Annotated in this window: 17 protein-coding genes; 8 read left to right on the top strand and 9 right to left on the bottom strand. The window is 63.1% G+C overall.

What is annotated here, in order from left to right; all coding sequences use genetic code 11:
- Positions 1-34: 34 nt before the first annotated feature.
- Positions 35-2,143 (top strand): TonB-dependent siderophore receptor, encoded by a 2,109-nt coding sequence (locus ACP7D4_RS17065; RefSeq protein ID WP_426210306.1) that lies wholly within the window; start codon positions 35-37, stop codon positions 2,141-2,143.
- On the opposite strand, the gene ACP7D4_RS17060 is transcribed toward ACP7D4_RS17065, so the two are convergent.
- The 4 genes from ACP7D4_RS17060 to ACP7D4_RS17045 all read right to left on the bottom strand — a co-directional run bounded on the left by ACP7D4_RS17060 (position 2,140) and on the right by ACP7D4_RS17045 (position 6,145).
- Positions 2,140-2,658 carry an AAA family ATPase gene (locus ACP7D4_RS17060; RefSeq protein WP_426210305.1) on the bottom strand — a complete coding sequence of 173 codons (519 nt, stop codon included), beginning with the start codon at positions 2,656-2,658 and terminating at the stop codon, positions 2,140-2,142. The two genes, ACP7D4_RS17065 and ACP7D4_RS17060, sit on opposite strands and share 4 nt — an antisense overlap.
- Positions 2,655-3,257 carry a nicotinamide riboside transporter PnuC gene (gene pnuC, locus ACP7D4_RS17055; RefSeq protein ID WP_426210303.1) on the bottom strand — a complete coding sequence of 201 codons (603 nt, stop codon included), beginning with the start codon at positions 3,255-3,257 and terminating at the stop codon, positions 2,655-2,657. Before pnuC ends, ACP7D4_RS17060 begins: the two co-directional genes overlap by 4 nt.
- A gap of 273 nt (positions 3,258-3,530) precedes the next feature.
- Positions 3,531-5,672, bottom strand: coding sequence for a S46 family peptidase (locus ACP7D4_RS17050; protein WP_426210301.1), 2,142 nt, complete (start codon positions 5,670-5,672; stop codon positions 3,531-3,533).
- Positions 5,673-5,731: 59 nt separating this feature from the next.
- Positions 5,732-6,145 carry a hypothetical protein gene (locus ACP7D4_RS17045; protein WP_426210300.1) on the bottom strand — a complete coding sequence of 138 codons (414 nt, stop codon included), beginning with the start codon at positions 6,143-6,145 and terminating at the stop codon, positions 5,732-5,734.
- Between the two features lie 282 nt (positions 6,146-6,427).
- Between ACP7D4_RS17045 and ACP7D4_RS17040 the strand changes: the two genes are divergently transcribed.
- From ACP7D4_RS17040 to ACP7D4_RS17010, 7 genes are all read left to right on the top strand, one after another.
- Positions 6,428-7,681, top strand: coding sequence for an efflux RND transporter periplasmic adaptor subunit (locus ACP7D4_RS17040; RefSeq protein ID WP_426210298.1), 1,254 nt, complete (start codon positions 6,428-6,430; stop codon positions 7,679-7,681).
- A gap of 22 nt (positions 7,682-7,703) precedes the next feature.
- Positions 7,704-8,366 (top strand): ABC transporter ATP-binding protein, encoded by a 663-nt coding sequence (locus ACP7D4_RS17035; RefSeq protein ID WP_426102790.1) that lies wholly within the window; start codon positions 7,704-7,706, stop codon positions 8,364-8,366.
- Between the two features lie 9 nt (positions 8,367-8,375).
- Positions 8,376-9,617, top strand: a complete 1,242-nt coding sequence (locus ACP7D4_RS17030; RefSeq protein ID WP_426210296.1) for an ABC transporter permease — start codon at positions 8,376-8,378, stop codon at positions 9,615-9,617.
- Entirely contained in the window at positions 9,617-10,813 is a 1,197-nt protein-coding gene (locus tag ACP7D4_RS17025; RefSeq protein WP_426102786.1) for an ABC transporter permease, read from the top strand. Before ACP7D4_RS17030 ends, ACP7D4_RS17025 begins: the two co-directional genes overlap by 1 nt.
- Before the next feature lie 19 nt (positions 10,814-10,832).
- A complete protein-coding gene (locus ACP7D4_RS17020; RefSeq protein WP_426210295.1) occupies positions 10,833-12,215 on the top strand; it encodes a sigma-54-dependent transcriptional regulator in 1,383 nt (460 codons plus the stop codon).
- On the top strand, positions 12,212-13,570 hold the full coding sequence (locus tag ACP7D4_RS17015; protein ID WP_426210291.1) for a sensor histidine kinase: 1,359 nt from the start codon (positions 12,212-12,214) through the stop codon (positions 13,568-13,570). Before ACP7D4_RS17020 ends, ACP7D4_RS17015 begins: the two co-directional genes overlap by 4 nt.
- A 363-nt stretch (positions 13,571-13,933) precedes the next feature.
- Entirely contained in the window at positions 13,934-14,413 is a 480-nt protein-coding gene (locus ACP7D4_RS17010; protein WP_426102780.1) for a VOC family protein, read from the top strand.
- Positions 14,414-14,470: 57 nt separating this feature from the next.
- Here ACP7D4_RS17010 and ACP7D4_RS17005 read toward each other — a convergent pair whose 3' ends face one another.
- From ACP7D4_RS17005 to ACP7D4_RS16985, 5 genes are read right to left on the bottom strand one after another with little or no spacing between them, the layout of a single operon-like run.
- Positions 14,471-14,974: an SET domain-containing protein gene (locus tag ACP7D4_RS17005; RefSeq protein WP_426102778.1), complete on the bottom strand. Its 504-nt coding sequence runs from the start codon at positions 14,972-14,974 to the stop codon at positions 14,471-14,473.
- A 7-nt stretch (positions 14,975-14,981) separates the two neighbouring features.
- Entirely contained in the window at positions 14,982-16,364 is a 1,383-nt protein-coding gene (locus tag ACP7D4_RS17000) for an efflux transporter outer membrane subunit (RefSeq protein WP_426210289.1), read from the bottom strand.
- An 8-nt stretch (positions 16,365-16,372) separates the two neighbouring features.
- Positions 16,373-19,573 (bottom strand): efflux RND transporter permease subunit, encoded by a 3,201-nt coding sequence (locus tag ACP7D4_RS16995; RefSeq protein ID WP_426210287.1) that lies wholly within the window; start codon positions 19,571-19,573, stop codon positions 16,373-16,375.
- The gene (locus tag ACP7D4_RS16990) at positions 19,570-22,686 is read right to left on the bottom strand and encodes an efflux RND transporter permease subunit (RefSeq protein WP_426102774.1); all 3,117 of its coding nucleotides are present in this window, start codon (positions 22,684-22,686) and stop codon (positions 19,570-19,572) included. Before ACP7D4_RS16990 ends, ACP7D4_RS16995 begins: the two co-directional genes overlap by 4 nt.
- Complete coding sequence (locus ACP7D4_RS16985; protein WP_426210285.1) at positions 22,683-24,185, bottom strand: efflux RND transporter periplasmic adaptor subunit; 1,503 nt, start codon at positions 24,183-24,185, stop codon at positions 22,683-22,685. Before ACP7D4_RS16985 ends, ACP7D4_RS16990 begins: the two co-directional genes overlap by 4 nt.
- Positions 24,186-24,369 lie beyond the last annotated feature (184 nt).

The raw sequence follows: 24,369 nt of genomic DNA, 5'->3' as shown, positions 1-24,369 counted from the left end.
GCACCGGCACGCCCGGTGCGTAACAAGAGCCATTATGTCATCGCCAAACTTGAAGCAAACCCTCCTCGCCCTGGCCATCTGCCAGGCGTTCACCTTGCCGGCGCACGCGCAAGACAGCACCCAGGCCATGGCCGAAGTGGTCGTCACCGGCAGCAAATTTGTCGCCACCGACCGCGCCAGCGTGGCCGGCTTTTCCGAAACGTCGCTGATGCAAACGCCGGCCTCGGTGGTCTCGATTGGCCGCGAGCAGATGCAGGAACTGGGCATTCGCAATGCCACCGACGCCATGCGCTTCGACGCGAGCGTGAGCGATTCGTATAATGCAGTGGGCTACGCCGAGATGTTCTCGATCCGCGGCTTCAAGCTCGATAACGCCTCGAGCTACCGCAAGGATGGCCTGGTCATCTCGGGCGACGCCCAGATCCCGCTTGAAAACAAGGAACGCATCGAAGTCCTCAAAGGCATCGCCGGCTTGCAGGCCGGCGTAACCGGCCCTGGCGGCATCGTCAACTACGCCGTCAAGCGCCCCACCAACACCGCCCTGCGCTCGGCCACGATGGAATTGCGCGAGCGCGGCACCGCTTACGGCAGCGTGGACCTGGGCGGGCGCTTTGCGGACAAGCGCTTCGGCTACCGCTTCAACGCGGCCGCCGAAAACCTGAAGTCTTACGTCAAGGGCGCCGACGGCCAGCGCCAGTTTATCTCGGCCGCGTTCGACTGGCAGATTTCGCCGCAGGCGCTGGTGCAGCTCGACATGGACTACCAGCACAAGTCGCAGCTCACGGCACCTGGCTACCAGCTCATTCGCGGCACCGAACTGCCGTCGCACGTTTCGCCATCGATGCTGCTCAATGACCAGCCGTGGGCCAAGCCGGTCGACACCCGCACCAGCAACGTCGGCCTGCGTTTCGAATACAAGTTCAGCGACGCCTGGCGCGCCACGCTGGCCGCCAACCGCCACAGCTTCAAGCGCGACGACTACACCGCCTTCCCCTACGGCTGCAGCGAAGAAGGCAAAGGCTTCTATCCGGGCTACTGCTCCAATGGCGACTACGACGTCTACGATTACCAGAGCGCGGACGAGCGCAAAAATCCGTTCGCCAGCCAGGCGCTGTTGCAAGGCAAATTCGCCAGCGGCAGCGTGCAGCACGAACTCACGCTCGGCTACGCCGACATGGAGCGCAGCGACTATTACGGCGACTATGTCTACGACTACGCTGGTGCGAGCAACATCTACAAGAACGTGATCGTGCCGCCGGCGCCGGGCAACCCAGGCACCGGGCCGGTCACGGAGCGCAACCACGACGTGGAGCGCTCGCTGATCGTCCAGGATGTGCTCACGCTCACGCCCCAGCTCAAGGTGCATGCGGGCCTGCGCCACGTGGCGGTCAAGCGCAACGCCAACGTCGACACCAGTTTTAACCTGCCGAACCTGTCGCTGGTCTACAACCCGAATCGGGACTGGATGGTCTACGGCACCGTCGCGCACGGCATGGAGCATGGCGGTGAAGCGGAGTTCGGCACCAAGAACTACCCCGACGTACTGGCGCCGAGCCGCTCGCGGCAAATTGAAATCGGCGCCAAGGGCGTGGTCAGCAGCATGCTGACCCTTTCCGGCGCGCTGTTCCAGATCAAGCGCGGCAACGAATTCACCAGCACCGACAATTACTTCGTACGGGGCGGTACGCAGACCCACCGCGGGCTCGAACTGGGCGCCCAGGGCAACGCCACCAGCGCGCTGAAATACAGCCTGTCGCTCACCGCGCTCAACATGCTGATCGACGGCACCGGCAACGCGGCCTTCGACGGCAAGCGCACCGCCAACGTGGCGGCCTTCAAGTCGGCAGCCGTGCTGGAATATGCGGTGCCGTCGGTGGCCGGACTGAAGGTCAATGGCGTGTGGACCTATTCGGGCAAAAAAGCCTTTGACGCGGCGAACACGGTGTTTGTGCCCGGCTACCATGTACTGGGCCTGGGGACGGCGTATGCCACGCGCATCGGCGGCGTGGCCACGGTGATTCGCCTGAACGTGGACAACGTGACCGACAAGTTCTACTGGCGCGACGCCACCCCGGAACTGGGCGGCTACCTGTTCCCGGGCGCGCCGCGCACGGCAAGACTGTCGGCGCAGTTCGACTTTTAAGCGGGATTGATCAGGCGGCCGGCCTGGAGCACCCTCTGGTGCAGGCTGCCGCTCACCAGCAGGTACGGTATGGCGCGCTGCTGGAGATTCTCGATTAGCAGGGCATGCACGCACTGGCGCACTTGCTCCGATTCGCGCTGCAGGCCGTCGGCCTGCCACGGGCTGTCAAGTGCCGTCACCAGCGTGAATGCATAGTCGTGGCGGCGCTCGAGCAGCGCCAGCTGCGCATCCACCCTCCCCCAATACCAGCGGCTGTACACGCCCGTCATCAAGGGCGTCGTGTCGCAAAACAGAAAGCGCGACGCTTTCGCGCAGGCGGCGTCTTCGCGTTCCATCTGCGTGCGCGCGATGCCATACTGGTCGCTTTCGTCAGGCACGCGCGCGTGGATGTCGACAAACTCGCGCAGGTATTCGGGCACCCACAGCGTGTTGTACTGAAAGGCCAGAGCATGGGCCAGAGTCGATTTTCCGGACGATTCCGCGCCCAAAATGGCGACCCGTTTTACATCACTCATACCGGCTCGCGCGCGGCGTCGCGCTGCCAGGCGACCAGGCCTATGCCGGCCAGCACCACGAACAGGGCGTACAGAACGGCGGTCAGCGCCAGGCCCTTGTAGACGTACAGGCCGACGTACAAAATATCGACGATGATCCAGACGGTCCAGTTCTCCACTTTTTTACGCGAGAGCAGGACCTGGCCAACCAGACTGCCGGCGGTAAGAAAGCCGTCGATGTGGGGGACGTCGGTGTCGGTGTAACGCGCGAGGAAGACGGACAGGATGGCAAAGCCGATTGCCCAGCCGATGGCGCAGTAAACCAGGCTTTTGGGCGTGCAGCTTGTTACGGCCAGCGGCGCGCGCGCGGCGCCGCCATGCAGCCATTGGTACCAGCCCCATACCGATACAACGATGAACACGCCCTGCAGGCCCATGTCGCCGTACAGCCTTGCGTCGTAGAAGACGACGGCGTAGGTGGCCGAGGAGACGATGGCGAACAGCCAGGCCCAATGCAGCTGACGGATGTTCAGGACCACGGTCATGACCGACAGGACAAAGGAGATCAGTTCGAGGGGCGTGGTGGTAAAAAGGCCAAGCAGGTCGATGGGGGTATTCATTCGGGAAGGAGCGCAGGGATGGAGCGCTATTGTACTGAATGGTGAAAGCTGGCACTGAACTAATTGTTGCAGGTCGGACGAGCGCACGTGCCTTCCAACACGGGCCGCGGGCGGCTCTGAATGGTGAAGCTGGTACTGAACTAATTGTTACACGATGGCTTGTCGTAGGTCGGATAAGCGCAAGCGCAATCCGACACGGGCCGTCGGCGGCTCATGTCGGATTGCGCTTGCGCTTATCCGACCTACGTTGTGCAGCATCCTCGCGACGTGAAATTACTTTTTCGGATACTTGATCGTCATTTCCTTGAGCAGGTTGTCGGCGTGATCGATCTCCTTCATCACCCACAGCATGTACCGGATATCGACATGAATGGCGCGCGTGATGCCGCTGTCGAAGTACCAGTCCTTGGTGATCGACTCATAGGTCGAATCGAAGTTCAGGCCAACCAGCTCGCCGCGCTTGTTCATGACGGCGGAACCGGAATTGCCGCCCGTGGTATCGGCACTCGACAGGAAATTGACCGGCACCGTCCCCAGCGCAGCATCCTTGAACACGCCGTAGCGCTTTTGCTTGACGGCGTCGAGCAGCGGCTGCGGTGCAATGAAAGGATGCACGTTGGTGTGCTTCTCGGCGATCCCTTCCAGGGTCGAAAACGGCCCCTTGACCAGGCCGTCGCGCGGCGAGTAAGGCGACACGGTGCCGAACGTCACGCGCAGCGTCGAATTGGCATCCGGGTACACCGGTTTGCCCTGCGTCTTTTTGTAGGCGATCAGCGCCAACATGTATTGCGGCACCACGCGTTCCATGTTGCCGTCGATTTCCTTGCGCCGGTCTTCCAGCGCCATGTTCGCTTCATGCAGCTTGACGGCCAGCTTGATGAACGCGTCGTCCGACTTGACGAAGGCATCGGCATCCTTGTTCATCCACGCCAGGCGCTTGGCGGTGTCGCCCAATTCCGACTGCTTGTACAAAGCGGCAACCGCGCCCGGTGCAGGCAGCAAGGAATCCACGCCTTGCGGATGCATGTTGGAAGGCAGCTTGGCGTAGCGGGCCAGCGACGCGCCAAAGCGCGCCTCGTCAACCCGCGCATCATACGACTGCTCCAGGCGTGCCAGGCGCGCCTTGATGAACGACAGGTCGCGTTCCTGGTAGCCGCTCTCGCGCTTGGCGTCGGGTTTCTGCTTTTCCAGCGCCAGGCGGTACAGGGTGGCGGCGCTCTTGAGCAAGTCGCTTTTGGATGCCACCGCCGCGCCGAACTCTTCGTTCTGCAGCGTGATGTCGGAGGCGATCAGTGCATCGAGTTCGGCCAGCATGGTGCCCGACACGCCGCCCGTTGCGCCCTGCTTGCCGATCCAGGTACGAAACTCGGCGTCTTGCGCGTCCTTGATGGCGGCGATGTCCTTGCGCTTGAAGCCGTCAAGCAGGCCCTGGGTTTTCTTGAGCACGTTGTTGATGCTCTTAACCACGCTGGCGTAGCGTACTTCGCTGCCGCCTTTGCTGGACGCGGCGATCACTTCAAGGTCGGCCTGCATGTCGGCCACGCGCACCGGAAAACTGACGTCGCGCACAAAGCGAATTTCGGTGGGCAGCTTGTAGCGGCTGGTGCGGCCCGGGTAGCCGGCCAGCAGGATCGGGTCGCCGGCCTTCAAGCCTTCGGCCGAGACGACCAGGAAATCCTTTGATTTGAACGGCACATTGTCGGGCGACGGATCGGCCGGACGGCCATCCTTGCCGACGTAGGCGCGCAGGAAGGAGAAGTCGCCGGTCTGGCGCGGCCACTCGAAGTTGTCGACGTCGCCGCCAAATTCGCCAATCATGTCGGACGGCGCATACACCAGGCGCACATCGCGGATCATCATCTGGCGGATGCGGTAGTACTCAAGGCCGCGGTGAAAGCTCGGCACCGAGCAGCGGTAAGCCTTGTCAGTCTCGCATTCGGCGATCAAGGCCTTCACGCGCGAAGCGACTTCTTCGTAGCGCGCGCGGCCCGACATACCAGGGGTCAAGCCCTTGAGCACGCGGTCGGTGACGTTTTCCAGCTTGTCGGTCACGTACACGCGCAGGTTTGGGCCGCCCGGCAGTTCGGCCGCGCGCGTGGTGGCCAGAAAGCCTTTCGCGATCAGGTTGTTCGCGGGGGTCGAGTTGCGCTGGATGGCGTCGTAGCCGCAGTGGTGGTTGGTGACGACCAGGCCATCGCCGGAGACGAACGATGCCGAGCAACCGCCGGTGGAGACGATGGCGCTCATCGGATGCTTGGAAAGGTCAGCCAGTTTTTCAGCCGGGATGGTAATCCCGATGCGCTTCAATTCGGCTTTCAGTTGCGGCAGCTGGTGTGGCTGCCACTGGCCTTCATCGGCGTTCGCGGTAGCGAAGACGCTTAGCAAGGCGATGGGCAATGCGATGGATTTCAACAAGATATACCCCAAAAATAAATGCAAGCGGGGAGTATATCGTTGTTAGTGAGCGAGGGAAATTAATTTGAATCGGGGCGTATTGACGCCTTACAGCGTGCTGATGCTGGCGGGTGTTGCGCATGCTTTGAGAACATGAGGCTGAGCGGAAAAAGCTTTGACCGGTAACTGGAGCAACATCGGTACATCGGCAACATGATCAGCATCAGCAGCCTCAGCAGCCTCAGCAGTATGTGCAGCATGTGCAGCATGTGCAGCATGTGCAGCATGTGCAGCATGTGCAGCATGTGCAGCATGTGCAGCATGTGCAGCATGTGCAGCATGTGCAGCATGTGCAGCATGTGCAGCATGTGCAGCATGTGCAGCATGTGCAGCATGTGCAGCATGTGCAGCATGTGCAGCATGTGCAGCATGTGCAGCATGTGCAGCATGTGCAGCATGTGCAGCATGTGCAGCATGTGCAGCATGTGCAGCATGTTCGACGCCAGCTACATCGTCCTCGCGGGGACCCATGTAACAGTTGCTCAGTTGAACCGTTCCATGGGTCCCCGCGTTCGCGAGGACGATGTGGGTTTGGGGGTTCGCAAAAACATCCGGTTATCTGTTGCGGCGATGGGCGACACTTCCTTTCCAACAACCCCGCTGCATTTCAAAGTGTCCGGAACCGGACACTCCCCTGCACAGGCGGGCATTTTTCGGCCCCATACCCCCCCTCGCCCCTTGGCAGCGGCTGGCACAGCGCTTGCTATACCACCCGCATGGATATCCCAATCACCCCCGCCACCCTCCAGCGCCGCCGTCGCCTCACCATGCTGACCGGCGCCCTCGTACTGGCCGCGCTGTGCGCCAGCGCGTGGGGCGTGAACCGCATCCTGCGCCCAAGCGTCAACGCCGCGGACATCCGCGTGGCCGAGGTGCGCCTGGGCGACATCGCCAACACCATCAACGCCGCCGGCGTCGTCATCCCGATGCACGAAGAACTGGTCACCAGCCCGATCCAGAGCCGCGTGGCCAAAGTGCACGCCAAGCTCGGCCAGAGCGTGGCCGCCGGCGCCCTGCTGCTCGAACTGGACGACCACGCCATCGTCCTGGCCCGCGACAGCTTCAAGGAACAACTGGCGCAACAGGAAAACCGCATCCTGGGCCTGACGCTGGAACTGGAGCAAAGGCGCAAGCAGATCACCAGCGCCATCGAACTGCTGCAACTGGACCTGCAAAGCGCACGCGTCAAGTTCGAGCGCTACACCACCTTGCGCAAAGCGGGCGGCGTCTCCGGCGAAGACATGCTGACCGCAGAACTGAACGTCAAGCGCTTCGAAATCCAGTTGCGCCAGCAGCGCGAACTGATCGACGACACGCGGCGCGCCACCAGCAGCAGCATCGAAGGCGCGCGATTGCAAAAAAGCATCCTCCAAAAGCAGCTGGAGCAGCAACAGGAACTGCTCGAACGCACCCGCGTGCGCGCACCGTTTGCCGGCGTGCTCACGCTGCTGGTGGAGGACGAAGGCGCCAGCCTGGCTATGGGCCAGCAGGTGGCGCGCGTGTCGGAACCGAACAACTACCGGGTCGAGGCGTCGCTGTCGGACTTTCATGCGCGCAGCCTCAGCCCCGGCCAGTCGGTGCGCATCGAGCAGGGCAAGGAGACTTTAACGGGCCATGTGCAGACGGTGCTTCCTGAAATCCAGAACGGCACCGTCAAGCTGCTCGTCACGCTCGACCAGCCAAGCCACCCGCTGCTGCGTAACAAGATGCGGGTCGACGTCAACATCGTCACCGACCAGAAGCAGCAGGTGCTGGTGGCCGACAGCGGCCCGGCGATCAACGGCAAGGGCCGCCAGCAGCTATATATCGTCAAGGATGGTATCGCCCGCAAGACGGAAGTGAACATTGGCGCGGGCGACGGCAAGGCGGTCGAGATCATCGCCGGCGCCGCCCTGGGCGACAAGATTATCGTTTCCGACACCAGCGCGTTCAAGCAGCACGAGCGCATCAGAATCAACAATCAACACTAAAAACTAGCCATCAAGGAACATCGTGATCAAACTCGACAAAGTCAGCAAGACCTACCAGACCGACAAGGTCGAAACGCTCGCCATCAAGGAAATCGACCTGCATGTGAAGAAGGGCGAATTCGTCTGCATGATGGGCCCTAGTGGTTGCGGCAAGAGTACTCTGCTCAACCTGATTGGCTTACTCGACCGTCCCGGCACCGGCACCGTGCAGGTCGACGGCGTGAGCGTCACCAACTACCGCGACAAGCAGGTCGCCGCGCTGCGCAACACGACCTTCGGTTTCATTTTCCAAAGCTTTCACCTGATCAACGACTTGCGCGTGATCGACAATGTCGAACTGCCCCTGTTGTACCGCAAGCTGTCGGGCGGCGAACGGCGCCGTCTGGCGCGCGAGGCGCTGGAAAAGGTTGGCCTGGGCGCGCGCATGGATCACTACCCGAACCAGTTGTCGGGCGGACAGCAGCAGCGCGTGGCGATCGCGCGCGCCATCGTCGGCCGCCCGCAAGTGCTGCTGGCCGATGAGCCGACCGGCAACCTTGACAGCAAGATGGGCGCCGACATCATGGACATCCTGCTCAAGTTGAACAGCGAAGGCACCACCATCGTCATGGTCAGCCACAGCGAGCAGGACGCCAAGCTGGCCGGGCGCATCGTGCGCGTATTCGACGGCCAGCTGGTCAGCTAGGAGCGTACCGTGTTCAAAAACTATCTGCTGACCGCCTACAAGGTCTTCATGCGACGCAAGCTGTTTACCGCCATCAATTTGCTGTGCATCGTGCTGACGCTGGTGGTGCTGATGGTCGTTACGGCCATGCTCGAAAACGCCTTCTATCCGTCCGGTGTGGAAGGCAAGAGCAACCGATTCCTGCAAGTAATGCCCGTGCGCATGGAGTCGCTAGACAAGACGCGCACCTCGACCAGTCCGCTCGGCTACCGGATCATCGACAAATACTTGAAACCTCTGAAGTCGGTCGAGCTGGTCTCGGCGGTAACAATCACGTCGACCGTGGCGGTGTACCAGGAAGGGCGCGTCACGGAGTTGCAGATGCGCCGGGCCGACGCCAATTACTGGCGCATTCTGGACTTCACCTTGCTGGCCGGGCGCCTGACGACGGCGGACGATGACGACAAGGGGCGCTTCGTCATCGTCATCAATGAGTCGTCGGCCAGGAAGCTGTTCGGCCAGGCCGACGCGGTGGGCAAGACGATCAGCGTCAGCGGCCAAAAATTTGAGGTGGTCGGCGTGGTCAAGGATGAGCTGCACATCAATGCGTTTTCCGACCTGTGGGCGCCGATTACGACCTTTCCCTCCACGGAATACCGCGAGCAACTGTCGGGCGAATTTACCGCGCTGCTACTGGGCAAGAGCCCTGCGGACTTGCCGCTGATCCAGCAAGAGGTACAAATGGTCGCCAAGAGCGTCCAGGCGAGCGACCCGAAAGCGTGGGGGCGGGTCTATTTCTGGGCAGACAGCAAGCTTGACGCCATTGCACGCACGACCATCGGCGACCCGGACAAGGAAAATTCCGGCGCCGGTATTTTACTGGGGACAGTGGCGGGCGTCATGCTCGTGTTCATGATGCTGCCGGCGCTCAACCTGGTGAACTTGAATACGGGGCGCATCCTGGAACGCAGTTCCGAGATCGGTGTACGAAAAGCCTTCGGCGCCACCAGCGCCCAGTTGGTGTTCCAGCTGATTATCGAAAACGTGCTCTTGTGCCTGGCAGGCGGCATCATTGGCCTGTTGTGCGCAAAAGGCGTGCTGGTGTGGCTGGAACACTCGGGCTTGATTCCGTCCATGAAAATTGACATGAATTTCGCCGTGCTGTGCTACGGCCTGCTGCTGACCCTCGTGTTCGGCCTGCTCTCCGGTGTCTTGCCGGCTTGGAAAATGTCGCGCCTCGATCCTGTTCACGCCCTCAAGGGAGCCATTTGATGTTTCGCCACTTACTCAAGCTGATCTGGAAGCGCAAGTCCAGGAACCTGTCGCTGAGCCTGGAAATCCTGCTCGCCTTCGTCGTCGTGTTCGGCATTGCCGCCGCCGGGTTGCGCAATTATCAGCTGTACCAATTGCCAACCGGTTTCGTGAGCACCGACGTCTGGGCGGTGGATATCATCGGTGCCGGCGAAGTCCTTAACGGCCCCTCGCTGGGCACCTACGACCAGTTCAAGCGGGGCCTGCTGGCCGTGCCTGGGGTGCAGCAGGTGGCCTTTTCCAGTTCCGCACCCTATGCGCATGCCAATTTCCGCACCGGTTTTACGCTGGAAAACGGACGTCATGTCCGAACCGAAATTGCCTTTGTCAGCGATGATTTCTTCAAGGTGTTGGGCATCAAGGCTGTCCAAGGCCGCACCTTCGAGCAGAGCGACGCCGGCGCGGCGGCCGTACCGGTCGTCATCAACCGCCGCGTTGCGCTGGAGATGTTCGGCAGCACCGACGTGCTGGGCAAGCAATTCAATTCCGAAGAGCGCGGCAAAACCGTTTCCACGACGAAGCGCGTGGTGGGCGTGATCGACGATTACCGCAAGAAGGGCGAATTTGACGCGCCAGGCAACGTTGTCATCGCCCTTCACTCAGCGGCGAACAATGACGGCCCGCGCACGATCCTGCTCAAGATGGCGCCGGGCACGCCGCGCGCGTTCGAGGAAACGCTGAACCGCGAACTGAAACTGCTCAACAACGCATGGTCGTACCGTATTGTGCCGGTGGAAGCGCTGCGCGCCGCGTCGATCCGCGACATGGCAACCCCGCTGATCATCCTGTCCGTCATTGCCGCCTTTCTGCTGCTGATGGTCGCCTTTGGCCTATTCGGCGTGCTGTGGCAAAACACCACCCGCCGCATCCCCGAGATCGGCCTGCGGCGCGCGATCGGCGCCAACGCGGGGGACATTTACCGGCAAATCATCGCCGAGCAGTTCCTGCTCAGTTCCGGCGCCATGCTGATCGCCTTGTTGCTGCTGGTGCAGTTGCCGATCACCGGCGCACTGGGCGAAATGCTGAACTGGAACGTCTTCCTGGCGGCGACGGCAGTATCGATGGCAGTGATCTATCTGCTATCCTTGCTTTGCTCGGTGTATCCGGGCTGGCGCGCCAGCCGCATGAGCCCGACCGAAGCGCTGCATTACGAATAGCACGAACAGAAAAGAGACAATGGATTCACGTACCCAACGCATTTTGATTGTCGATGACGACGCCGCCGTCCAGGTGTCGCTTGCCCTGCTGCTCAAGCAGTCCGGGTTCGAGACGGCGTGCTGTGACAATCCGCGCCAGGCGCTCGAAGCGCTGGCCAAATCGCCGTATGACCTGGTGGTGCAAGATATGAATTTTTCGCTGCAAACGAGCGGCGAGGAAGGCATGGCGCTGCTGGCGCAGATCAAGGAAAAGTATCCGGCGCTGGCGGTGTTGCTGATGACGGCGTGGGGCTCGATCACGCTGGCAGTGCGCGGCGTCAAGGCAGGCGCGGCCGACTTTTTCACCAAGCCGTGGAACAACGCGCAACTGATCGAACTGATCGAGAGCACGCTGGAACTGTCGGCCAGCCTGTCGCCGCAACGGCTCAACCGCAAGGCGCTCGACCAGCAATTCGATTTTTCCGCGATCGTGGGCGAGCACCCTAAACTGCTGCGCGTGCTGGGCACGATCGGCCAGGTGGCGCGCACCAAGGCGCCTGTGCTCATCCTCGGCGAAAGCGGTACCGGTAAGGAATTGATTGCCGACGCCATTCACCGCAACAGCCCGCGCGCTACCCGTTCGCCCGTCAAGATCAATATGGGGGCGATCACGCCGTCGCTATTCGAGAGCGAAATGTTCGGCCATGTGCGCGGCGCCTTTACCGACGCCAAGGCCGACCGCAAGGGCCACGTGGCCTGCGCCCACGAAAGCACCCTCTTCCTTGACGAAATTGGCGAACTCAATCGCAGCGACCAGGTCAAACTATTACGTGTCCTGCAGGACCAGAGCTACCAGCCCGTGGGCGCCAGCCGCCCCGAGCAGGCCGACATCCGCGTGGTATCGGCCACCAACCAGGAGCTGGCCGAGCTGGTTGCGTCGGGCGACTTTCGCGAGGACTTGTTTTACCGGCTGAACCTGATCACCATCCGGCTGCCACCCTTGCGTGAACGGCGCAGCGACATTGCGCTGCTGGCTGAACATATCATCACGGGGGTGTCGCACCACTATGGCATTGATCCGGTAACGATTACGCCGCAGGCGCTGGAATGGCTCAGCGCCCAGCCGTGGCCGGGCAATATTCGCCAGCTCAAGCAGACGCTGGAACGCACCGTGCTGCTGGTCGGTAAAAGCCAGCTGACGCAGGCTGACTTTATCGCCGCCGAGCAGCGCGACGATGGCGGCGCGCACAAGCTGGGCGTCGATGGCATGACGCTCGAACAGGTCGAGCGCCACATGATCGGGCAGGCGATGGAACAGCATCGCGGCAACATCTCGCGCGTGGCGCAGGCGCTCGGTTTGTCGCGCACGGCGCTGTATCGCAGGCTTGAACGGCACGGCATCGGGGCCGGGGCCGACGAATGAAGCTGCGCTCGCAGTTTGGCACCTACCTGCTTGCCGTTCACCTGGGGCTGTTCGCCCTGACGGTGTTTCTGTTCCGCCAGAACATCGCGCTATTTCTGGCGATCGAAGTGCTGCTGCTTGCCAGCCTGGCATGCGGCTTTCGGCTGGTGCGGCGCGCCCTGCGCCCGCTCGAATATACGGCGCGCTTTCGCGACCTGCTGCAAGACCAGGATTACGCCGCCCGCATGACCGACAGCACCTTGCCCGAGCTGGACGAACTGGTCAGCCTGTTCAATACCATGCTCGCCACGCTCTACCGCGAAAGACTGGAATTGGGCGAACAGCGCGGCTTTCTCGACAGCCTGCTGGAAGCGACGCCAAGTGCCGTCATCGTGTTCGATTTCGAAGGCAATATCAGCCTGATGAACGCCAGCGCCAAGGCACTGCTTGCGCTCGACGACCCCAAGGGTAAACCGCTGAGCTACTGGGGCGAGAGCGGCCTGCCAAGCCAGCTCGACGCCTTGCCGTTGGGTGAAAGCCAGTTGCTGACCGACCGGGAAGGCCGGCGCTTTCGCGGCCAGCGCGGCCAGTTTTTTGATCGCGGTTTTGCACGCGGCTTCGTGCTGGTGGAGGAAATGACGGATGTGCTGGAAAGTTCCGAACGCGCCACCTACGACAAACTGATCCGCGTGCTCGCTCATGAAGTCAACAATACCGTGGCCGCGACCGGCTCGGTGATGGATTCGCTGCTGTACTACAAGACCCAGCTGGCAGAGCACGACAGCGAAGATTTTGGCACTGCCGTGGATGCCGTCAAGCGGCGCAATGTCAGTCTGGGCGAATTCATCGAGCGTTTTACGCGCGTCGTAAAAATGCCCGAGCCCGAGCTGCGGCCGGCGTCGGTGGCGGCGATGATGGACGACATCTTGTACCTCAACCGTGAACAGTGCAAGCGCAGCGGCATTGCGATTGGCTGGGCGCGGCGCTCCGAAGCGGCGCCGGTGCGGCTGGACAGCCACCTGATGGAACAGGCGCTGCTGAACATCGTCAAGAACGCGGTCGAGGCGGTGGAAGCGAGCCAGGCCGAAACGGGGGCGGCGGGCTACATTTCGTTCGAACTCGACGATGAAGGCGATCGCCTGCGCCTGTCGATCGTTGACTCAGGCAACCGGCTGGGCGAAGTGCCGGCGCGCCAGTTGTTCACGCCCTTTGTCAGCACCAAAAAAGGCGGCCAGGGCATCGGCCTGATGTTCGTGCGCGAAGTGCTTAACCGCCACGGCTTGCCGTACAAACTGGCCGCCAACGGCGCCAACGAAACGGTGTTCGATATCTGGTTTCCCGTCGCAAAACGCGTGTTAGCGCTTAGCAAGGAATGACGGAAGGGATTCAACGGCGCTGCCGCTGGTGTGAACGTGCCGCAGTGAGGAGCGTAGGTCGGATAAGCGTCAGCGCAATCCGACCTACCGCCGCCACGCATTAATTAGGAGAGCCATTGCCATCCGTTCTATAGGTCCCCGCGTGCGCGAGGACGATGTAACTGTGCTGCATCGTTGCCACTTTTGCGGCCGCCTCCTGCGCGAAAACGACCTTGCCACGTTCCCGATGCTGCCGACCTTTCTGTCACAGTTGCGCAGGCATACCAGCGCGTATGTGCTCAACTGTAAGGAACGCCAACTGCACCGGAAAGCGGGCATTATTCTTGGTGTAAGCTACGCATTGGTCACCCATCGGAGAAAAATATGGTCAGCAAAAACACGATTTGCCTCTGGTTCAACGGCTCCGCAGCAGAAGCGGCGCGATTTTACGCAGAGACGTTTCCCGACAGTGCGGTAGGAGCCATCTTTCGCGCACCCAGCGACTACCCCGCCGGCAAAGAAGGCGACGTCTTGACAATCGAATTCACCGTGCTTGGCATCCCATGTATCGGCCTGAACGGCGGCCCGGCCTTCAAGCACAGCGAAGCGTTCTCGTTCCAGGTTGCCACGGACGACCAGGCGGAAACCGACCGCTTGTGGAACGCCATTGTCGACAACGGCGGCGAAGAAAGCGCATGCGGCTGGTGCAAGGACAAGTGGGGCCTGTCATGGCAAATTACGCCACGCGTTCTCACCACGGCGATCGCCAGTCCTGATCGCGCGGTGGCGAAGCGCGCATTTGAAGCAATGATGCAAATGCGGAAAATCGACGTCGCCAAGATTGAAGCAGCGGTACGCGGATAACTTGTTGAGCGTCCGGCTGGCCATCCCCGCTGGCCAGCCACTGTCGTACTAAAGCGCTTATTTTTTCCTGGCGCGCTTTTTCGGCGCCAGCATGGTCCCCGTGCACGACGGCGCCCCGCAGCGGCACGCGAACAGTTTTTTCACGGCAGCCGTATGCCGCTCTTCATAGATGAGCGCGTAGTTGTAATTGAGTTCCTCGCCCTTTTCAATTTCTTGCAGCGAGTAGATGAACACGCGCCCTTCCTCCTCGTACGCCTCGCAGTTGGGCTCGCATGCGTGATTGATGTAGCGCGAGTCATTCCCGCCGCTGCCGCCATCGATCACATTGCCGTCCGCAAGCGAAAAGAAAAACGTATGGTTCACCGGCCCGCCGCCATTTTCGGCGCGGATGGCTGATTCGTCAGCCGTGATGCGCTCGCCCTCATATTCCACGATGCGCTCGCCGGCGTCGATCTTGCGGCGCGAAAAGACGCCATTGCCGTGAATGTGGGAGCGCCGCACTTCATATGCGACGCCATCGGCGCCGGCCGCCTTGGTGGTATTGGAGGTTTTATTGGTCATGGTGGCGCTATTCTAACGAAGCTTGCCAGCCGCCGCCCAACGATTGAATCAAAGCGACCGTAGTCGTCTGGCGGTCGGCCTGCGACTGCACCAGCGAGCGCCGCGCCGACAAGGCCGTAGACTGCGCCTGCACCACTTCGGTGTAGCCCACCTGCCCCGCCTTATAGCGATTCAACATCTGCGCTTCGACCTGGTCGGCGGCAGATGACGCCTGCCTGCGCAGCACCTGCTGCTGCGCCAGCACGCGCGTGGCGGACAGCTGATTTTCCACGTCGCCAAAAGCGTCCAGCACGGTCTGCCGGTAGCGCGCCACCGCAACGGCATGCTGCGCCTGGGCGCCGGCCACGTTGGCGCGCGTGGCGCCCGCGTTAAAGAGCGACTGCGCCACGCTGGCGCCAAACGACCATAACAGGTTCGAGGCGCTGAACAGCTCGCCCATCTTGCTGCCGCCCGCACCGAGCGAAGCGGACAGACCGATGTTCGGATAGTAGGCCGAGCGCGCGATGCCGATCTGCGCGTTGGCCGCCGCCACGCGCCGTTCGGCACCGGCGATATCCGGACGGCGCTCGAGCAAGGTCGATGGCACCAGCACTGGAATGTCCGGCACGTTGGCCGTCCACGGCGCGCTTACCAGCGCAAAATTGGCGGGCGCCTTGCCGATCAGGATGGCGATTGCGTGTTCGGACTGGGCGCGCGAGCGGGTCAGCGCCAGCTCGTCGATACGGGCATTGGCCAGCTGCGTCTCGGCCTGCAGCACGTCCGACTTGCCGACGATGCCGGCCTCGTAACGGTTCCTGGTAATGGTCAGCACGCGCTCATAGCCGTCCAGCGTGGTGGCCAGCAGCGCCTTTTGCGCGTCGCTCTGGCGCACTGCAAAGTAATTGATGGCCAGCTCACCCTGGGCTGACAGGCGCGCCGCCGCCAGGTCCGCCGCACTGGCCGCGGCGCCCGCGCTGGCGCCGCTCACGCCGGCGCGCAGGCGTCCCCACACGTCCGGCTCCCAGCTGCCGCCGATATTGAGCCGGTAATTGCTGGCACTGTCCTGGTCCCTGCCCCCTGACCGGTCGCCCAACAAGCCCAGGTTCACGCTCGGGAACAGCGATGCGCGCTGCTGCGCCAAGGCCGCGCGCGCTGCGGCATACGACGCCACGGCTGCGGCCACGTTCTGGTTCGATACTTCCACCTGGCTGGCCAGGCTGCTCAGCACCGGGTCGTTAAACAAGGTCCACCAGGGACCGCGGTCAAGCGCGTCTGCCGGGGCGGCCGGCGACCAGCCGGCGGCCTCCTTGAAGCTGGCGGACGTGGGCGCGGCCGGCACCTGGTAGGCCGGGCCGACAGCGCAACCGGCGGTGAGCGCCGCAGCCAGGACGAGCGGGAAAATGGGACGCATAGGAGCACTCATGGTTGGTTAGTTGATGGCACGCGCTCGGCATGGTGGCCGAACTCACGCTCGGCCGGGCTGCGGCGGCGCAGCTTGTCCATCACGATGTAGACGACCGGCGTGGTCAGGAGCGTGAGCAGCTGGCTGGCCAGGAGGCCCCCGATGATGGCCACGCCAAGTGGGCGGCGCAATTCAGAGCCTTCGCCAAAGCCGATCGCCAGCGGCAAGGCGCCGAGCGCGGCGGCCAGCGTGGTCATCAAGATCGGCCGAAAGCGCAGCAGGCACGCTTCGCGCACCGCCTCGTGCGGGCTCACACCACGCGTGCGCTCCGCTTCCAGCGCAAAGTCGATGATCAAGATGGCGTTCTTCTTGACGATGCCGATCAACAGGAACACGCCAATGAGCGCGATGATCGAAAAATCCATCTTGAACAGCAGCAGCGCCAGCACCGCGCCCACCCCGGCCGAAGGCAAGGTGGACAGCACCGTGATCGGATGCACCAGGCTTTCGTACAGGATGCCCAGCACAATGTAGATGACGACGATGGCCGCCAAAATCAGCAGCGGCTGCTCCTTGTTCGATTCTTCTGCCGCGCGGGCCGTGCCTTCAAAGCTGCCACGCACATTGTTGGGCATGGCGATGTCGGCCTCGGCCTGCTTGACGGCGGCCTTGGCGTCGGCCAGATTGGCCCCTTCGCCCAGGTTGAACGAGACGGTCGTGGTCAGCTCGCCATCCTGGTGGTTGATCGAGGTGGGCGTGGCGCTTTCGGCAAAGCTGGCAATGGCCGACAGCGGCACCATCGTGGTCGCTTCGCTGCTCAGCGCCTGGCCACTGGACGGGTCGCGCGCCGCAGTGGTGTTGGCCGGCGCCCCGGCCACCGACGTGCCGCGCGAAGGCACGTAAATGTCGCTCAGCGCTTGCGGCGTTTGCGCGTAGCGCTTGGCCACGCCCATGATGATGCTGTACTGATTGAGTTCATCATAGATGGTGGCAACCTGGCGCTGGCCAAAGGCGTTGTAGAGCGCATTGTCGACGTCGCGCGGGTTGATGCCCAGCCGCGCCGCGCTCTCCTTGTCGATCTTGACGAACATCTCGACGCCGTTTTCCGCCTGGTCGGTGTCGACGTCGGCCAGCTGGGGCTGGCGCTTCATGGCGTCGGCCAGTTTGCCGGCCCACAGCTTGAGGTCTTCGCGGTTGTCGCTTTTCAGGCTGTATTGGTAGGTCGAGTTGGACTGGCGACTACCCATGCGCAAGTCCTGCACCGGGTTCAGGAACATCGACACGCCCGTCACCTGCGCCAACTGCGGGCGCAGACGGGCAATCACGGCCTGGCCGCCAACGTCGCGCTGCGACACCGGTTTCAGGTTGATGAACATGAAACCGCCGCCGGCCCGTCCCCCGCCGGTAAAGCCAACCACCGTTTCCACGGCTGGATCGGCGCGGATGATGTCGACCAGCTGCTTGAGCTTTTCCTGCATCGCCTGGAATGAAATGCTCTGGTCGGCGCGCAGGCCGCCGTTGATCTGGCCCGTATCTTGCTTTGGAAAAAATCCTTTTGGCGCTGCCGTGAACAGGTAGACATTCAAGCCGATGACGAACAGGAAAATGAGCATGACCAGCGCCTTGCTGTCCAATGCCCAATCGAGCGAGTGTTCATACATCTTGTGAATTTTGTCGAAACCGCGTTCGGCCCAGCGCGCCAGGCGCCCGTCCTTGCGTTCGACCCCGCCCGGCTTGAGCAGCCAGGCGCACATCATCGGCGTGGTGGTGAGTGAAATCACCAGCGATATCAAGACCGCGGCCGACAGCGTGACGGCAAACTCGCGGAACAGCCGGCCCACCTGGCCGCCCATGAACAGCAAGGGGATGAATACGGCTACCAGCGACAGGCTGATCGAGAGCACCGTAAAGCCAACCTCGCGCGCGCCCAGCAAAGCGGCCTGCATGCGGTCCATGCCCTGCTCGATGTGGCGGGCGGTGTTTTCGAGCACCACGATGGCGTCGTCGACCACAAACCCGGTAGCGACCGTGAGCGCCATCAGGGAAAGGTTATTCAGGCTGAAACCGAGCATGTACATCACGCCAAAGGTGCCCAGCAGCGACACCACGGTGGCCACGGCCGGGATGATGGTCGCGCGCACGCTGCGCAGGAACATGCTCACCACCAGCACCACCAGCAGGATCGAGATGATCAGGGTGATTTCAATTTCGTGCAGCGAGGAGCGGATCGAATTGGTGCTGTCGGACGCCACCTGCAGCTTGATATCTTTGGGCAGCTGCGCCTGCAGCATGGGGATGAGCGCACGCACGCCGTCTACCGTTTCAATCACGTTGGCACCCGGCTGGCGCGTGATCAGCACCACCACCGCCGGCGCGCCATTGAACAGGCCCAGGGTATTGATGTTCTCGACGCCGTCGATCACTTCGGCCACGTCGTCCAGTCGCACGGCGGCCCCATTGCGCCACGCGACAACCAGGCTGCGGTAGTCGGCCGCGCTGCGCCCTCCGCTGGCGGTGCTGGCCTGCGAGTAGATCTGCAGGCGCATGCCATTGCCTTCGATCGCCCCTTTCGGACGGTTGGCGTTGGTCGACTGGATCGCGGCGCGCACGTCCTCGGTCGAGACGCCGTAGCGGTTCAGCGCATACGGCAGCAGTTCGACGCGCACCGCCGGCAGCGAGCCGCCGCCAATTTCCACGTCGCCCACGCCCTTGACCTGTGCCAGCTTCTGCTGCACCAGGTTGGAGACCGATTCGTAGATCTGGCCAGGCGACTTGCTCTTGGAGGTCAGCGCCAGGATGATGACCGGCGCGTCCGACGGGTTGACCTTGCGGTAGGTCGGGTTGCTGCGCAGCGTGGCCGGCAGGTCGGCGCGCGCGGCGCTGATGGCCGCCTGTACTTCGCGCGCGGCCGAGTCGATCTTGCGGTTCAGGTCAAACTGCAGGCTGACGCGGGTCGAACCGTTGCCGCTGTTGGACGTCATTTCGTTCACGCCCGAGATGACGCCAAGACGCCGCTCGAGCGGCGTGGCCACGCTGGTCGCCATGGTGTCCGGGCTGGCGCCGGGCAGCGAGGCGCTTACGGTAATGGTCGGAAAATCCACCTGCGGCAGCGGCGAGACGGGCAGCACAAAGAACGCGCCGATGCCGGCCAGTGCAATGCCCAGCGTCAGAAGTACCGTGGCGATGGGGCGCCGGACGAATGGCTCGGACAGGTTCACTTTGCCGCCCCGGATGGCGTGGCTTGGACCGGATTTACCTGCGCCCGATTGCGGTCCCAGCGCCGCGCCAGGCGGTCAAAGCCGAGGTAGATGACCGGCGTCGTAAACAAGGTCAACAGCTGGCTGACAATCAGGCCGCCGAAAATCGCCAGGCCCAGGGGACGGCGCAGCTCGGCGCCCTCGCCCCAGCCGAGCATCAGCGGCACGGCAGCGAACAGCGCGGCCAGCGTCGTCATCAGGATCGGCCGAAAGCGTAGCAGCGCCGCCTGCTGGATAGCTTCGCGCGCGCCCATGCCCTGTTCGCGTTCAGCCTCGATGGCAAAGTCGATCATCATGATGGCGTTCTTTTTTACGATGCCGATTAACAGGATGATGCCGATGATGCCGATCACGCCCAAATCCTGGCCGCTGATCATCAAGGCCAGCAAGGCGCCCACGCCGGCCGACGGCAGCGTCGACAAAATCGTCAGCGGGTGGATATAGCTTTCATACAGCACGCCCAGCACAATGTACACGCACACCACCGCTGCCAGGATCAGCCACAGCTGGTTGGACAGCGAATTTTGGTACGCACCGGCCGCGCCCAAAAAGCTGAGCGTGACCGAGGCCGGTAGCCCGATCTGCTTGGCCGCAGCGCTGATCGCCTCGACCGACTGGCCCAGCGACACGCCGGGTGCGGTGTCAAAGCCGATGGTGGTGGCCGGGTATTGCGCCACGTGGGTGATCTGGAGCGGCGCATTTTGCTCGGTGACGGTGGCCACGGCGGCCAGCGGCGTGGTGTTGCCCGAGCCTGTTTTCAGCGGCAGCTGGCCGAGCGTGGCGATCGACATGTTGGCGTCGCGCTGCGCCTCGAGGATCACGCGATACTGATTTGTTTCGGTGAAAATCGTCGAGACAATGCGCTGGCCGTAGGCGCTGTACAGCGCGTCGTCAATCGACGCTGCCGTGATCGACATGCGCGAGGCCGTATCGCGGTCGATGCTGACAAACGCCGCGGCGCCCGTCGCGCCGGCGTCGGTGACGACATTGCGCAGCTGTTTTTCATCCTGCAGCCGCTTGACCAGTTTGCTCGCCCATTCGGTGACGGTGGCGTTGTCGGCCCCTTCGATCGATGCGCGGTATTGGGTGGGGCCGGTTTCGGCATCGATGGTCAAGTCCTGCGTCGGCTGCACATAGAGCGTCACGCCCGCCACCTGCGCGGCGCGGCGGCGCAGTCGCTCCATGATGGCCGCCTGGTCGCTCGTGCGGTCGTGCTTGAGATTGATCAGCATGCGTCCGGTGTGCAGCATCATGTTGTTGGCCGCGTCAACGCCGACGTTGGAGCTGAGCGACTCGACATCCGGATCGGCCAGGATTTCCCTGGCCGTCGCCTGCTGCAGCTCTGCCATGCGGTCATACGAGATCGCCTGGCGCATTTCAACGCGCGCCTGCAACTGGCCGGTGTCCTGGGTCGGGAACAAGCCCTTGGGTATCAAGATGTAGAGCAGCACGGTGAGCAGTAGCGTTGCCAGCGCCACGATCAGCGTCAGGCCCTGGCGCGCCAGCACCCAGTTCAAGGCATGGTCGTAGCGCACGATCACGCGGTCGAAAAAAGCCTGGGTCTTGAGCGCGAAGCGGCCCGGCTTTTCATCTGCGCTTGCCCGAAGCCAGCGCGCCGACATCATCGGCACCAGCGTGAGCGAGACCACGGCCGAGATCAGAATCGTGATCGCCAGCGTGATGGCAAACTCGCGAAACAGGCGCCCCACCACGTCACCCATGAACAGCAGCGGAATGAGCACAGCGATCAGCGACACCGTCAGCGAAATGATGGTAAAACCGATCTGCTGCGCGCCCTTGATGGCCGCAGCCATCGGCGTTTCGCCTTTTTCGATGTAGCGCGCGATGTTCTCGATCATGACGATGGCGTCGTCGACGACAAAGCCGGTGGCAATCGTCAGCGCCATCAGCGACAGGTTGTTCAGGCTGTAGCCGAGCATGTACATGGCGCCGCAGGTGCCGATCAGGGAAATGGGCACGGCCAGGCTGGCGATCACGGTGGCGCGCACGCTGTGGAGGAAGGCAAAAATCACCAGCACCACCAGCAGCACGGCCAGCAGCAACTCCAGTTCCACGTGTTCGACCGAGGCGCGAATGCCGGTGGTGCGGTCCGACAGCACGTCGAGCCGGACCGCCGCCGGCAGGCTGGCCGACAGCTCGGGCAGGCGCTTTTTGATGGCGTCGACGGTGGCGATGACGTTGGCGCCGGGCTGGCGCTGCACATTCAGGATGATGGCCGGCTTCAGGTTTGCCCAGGCGCCGAGCTTGACGTTTTCGGCGCTGTCGACCACCTTGGCCACGTCTTTCAGGCGCACCGGCGCGCCGTTCTTGTAGGAGACGATCAGGTTTTCATAGTCGGGCACGGTCAGCAACTGGTCGTTGGCGTTGATCGCGTAGGAGCGCGTGGGGCCGTCGAAATTACCCTTGGCGCTGTTGGCGTTGGCGCCGGATATGGCGCTGCGCAGCGTGTCCAGGCCGAGGCCGTAGGACGCCAAGGCGCCGGTATCGGCCTGGATGCGCACCGCCGGCCGCTGACCGCCGCTGAGCGTCACCAGGCCGACGCCCGAGACCTGGCTGATTTTCAGCGCCAGGCGTGTATTGACGAGGTTTTGCACTTCGGTCAACGGCAGCGTGTCCGACGTAATAGCCAGCGTGAGCACTGGCGCGTCGGCCGGGTTGACCTTGGCGTAGACCGGCGGCGCCGGCAGGTCGGCCGGCAGCAGCGAGCCGCCCGCGTTGATCGCGGCCTGCACTTCCTGTTCGGCGACGTCGAGCGTTTCTCCAAGCCCGAACTGCAGCGTCACGACCGACACGCCCGAGGCGCTGTTTGAACTCATGCGCTGCAAGCCCGCCATCTGGCCGAAGCGCCGTTCGAGCGGCGCGGTGACGGTGCGCGCCATCACTTCGGGGCTGGCGCCGGGATACAGCGTTTGCACCTGGATGGTCGGGAAATCCACCTGCGGCAGCGCCGACAGCGGCAGGAACTTGAAGCCCACCAGCCCGGCCAGCACGATGGCCAGCATCAGCAGCGATGTCGCTACCGGGCGTTGGATGAACGGGGAGGACGGATTCATTGCGCCTCCGCGCCTTCACGCTGGCGCCGCGGGCGCTCGCCTGTGGGCGCGGTTTCGCCCGTGCGCGGCGGACGCTCGCCGGTGGCGCCGTCACGCGCACGGCGGCCCTCGCCGGCTGCTGGTGCGGCTGCCGGTGCGGCGGTTGGCACGGCGCTTGGTACGGTAGCCGGTGCAGGTGCCGCTGCCGCAGTCTCGGCAGCGGCACCTTCAGGCCGCTGGCGGCGGCCCGCGCCACCGCGTTCGCCACGTTTACCGCCGGCACCGGCTGCCTGCGGCTTGTCACCCGGCAGCGTCACCTTGGCGCCATCCTTGAGGCGGTCGGCCCCTTCGGTAATCACCTGCTCGCCGGCTGACAAGCCGGTCTTGATTTCGACCTTGTCGACGGTGGCCTGGCCGCGCGTGACGGGCCGCACGGCCACCGTGCGTTCTGCGGCGTTGAGCACATACACAAAGTCGCCCGTGCTGCTGTTGCGCAGCGCCGTTACCGGCACCATGACGGCGCCCTTGATGGTGCGCAGTTCCAGGCGCAGGTTGACGAACTGGCTCGGGAACAGCGATTGGTCGGCATTGGCAAAGCGCGCCTTGGCGCGCACGGTCCCGGTTTGCACATCGACCTGGTTGTCGAGGGCGGCGAACTTGCCCGTTGCAAGCGGCACCGTGCGGGTGCGGTCAAAAGCGGTCGCCGGCAAAGGGCTGTCGGCGCGCACGCTGGCCTGCAGGTCGGGCACGCGGTCTTGCGGCACGGCAAATTCAACGTCGATCGGCGAGAGCTGGGTTATGACGGCGATGCCGGCCGCGTCGCCGCTGCCGACCAGGTTGCCCATGTCGATCACGCGCAAGCCCACGCGGCCACTGATCGGCGCCTTCACTTGGGTATAGCTCAGGTTCAGCTTGGCGATGCCCTCGGCGGCGCGGTCGGTCATGGAGGTGCCTTCGAGCTGCTTGACGAGGGCAGCCTGGGTGTCGACCTCCTGGCGCGCGATGGAGTCTTGCGCCAGCAGCGTGCGAAAGCGTTCGAGCGTGACGCGCGCGCTGGCCAATTGGGCCTCGTTGCGCTGGCGCGTCCCGGAAGCTTGCAGCAGCGCCATCTCGAACGAGCGCGGGTCGATGGTGGCGAGCACCTGGCCGGACTTGACCAGTTGCCCTTCGCTGAAGTTGATTTTCTGGAGGATGCCGGACACCTGCGGGCGCACCGTGGCCGTGGCCGCTGCGGTAACGGTGCCCAGCGCGTCGACGCTGACGGGAATGTCGGCCAGTTCGGCAGTGGCCACGCCGACGGTGGTGGCCAGCCCTCCACGCCCGCCTCGTCCGCCGCCGCCGCCGCCGCCACCGGCGGCCCCGCGCGCACCGGCTGCGCCCTGCGCCGCGCCGCCTTCAGGCGCTTGGTGCGTCAAGTACCACGCCAGCCCACCCAGAGCGGCCATTGCCAGCACGGCGATAACGGTGCCAATGAGCTTGGCGCGCCGGGTACGCGCGGGTTTTGTCGTGAGGGCATCCATGTTTTTCCTTGTCTTGATAGCAACGATTGTTGTAAAGACTGTAGCATGTGGAGCGGTAAAAATATGTTTCGGACCGTACATTAAAGTTGGAACTTTTAAGCAAGCAGCCTTGTCGGGCTTGGCTGGTCAAGGCGCTGTCATAGTGCAACGCAATAAAAAACGGGCGCATGATCATCATGCGCCC

The organism is Massilia sp. TWP1-3-3 (genome assembly GCF_049897805.1).
Classification (GTDB): Bacteria; Pseudomonadota; Gammaproteobacteria; order Burkholderiales; family Burkholderiaceae_D; genus Telluria_A.
Note: the sequence above shows the minus strand (reverse complement) of the source record. Positions and strands in the feature narration are given on the sequence as shown.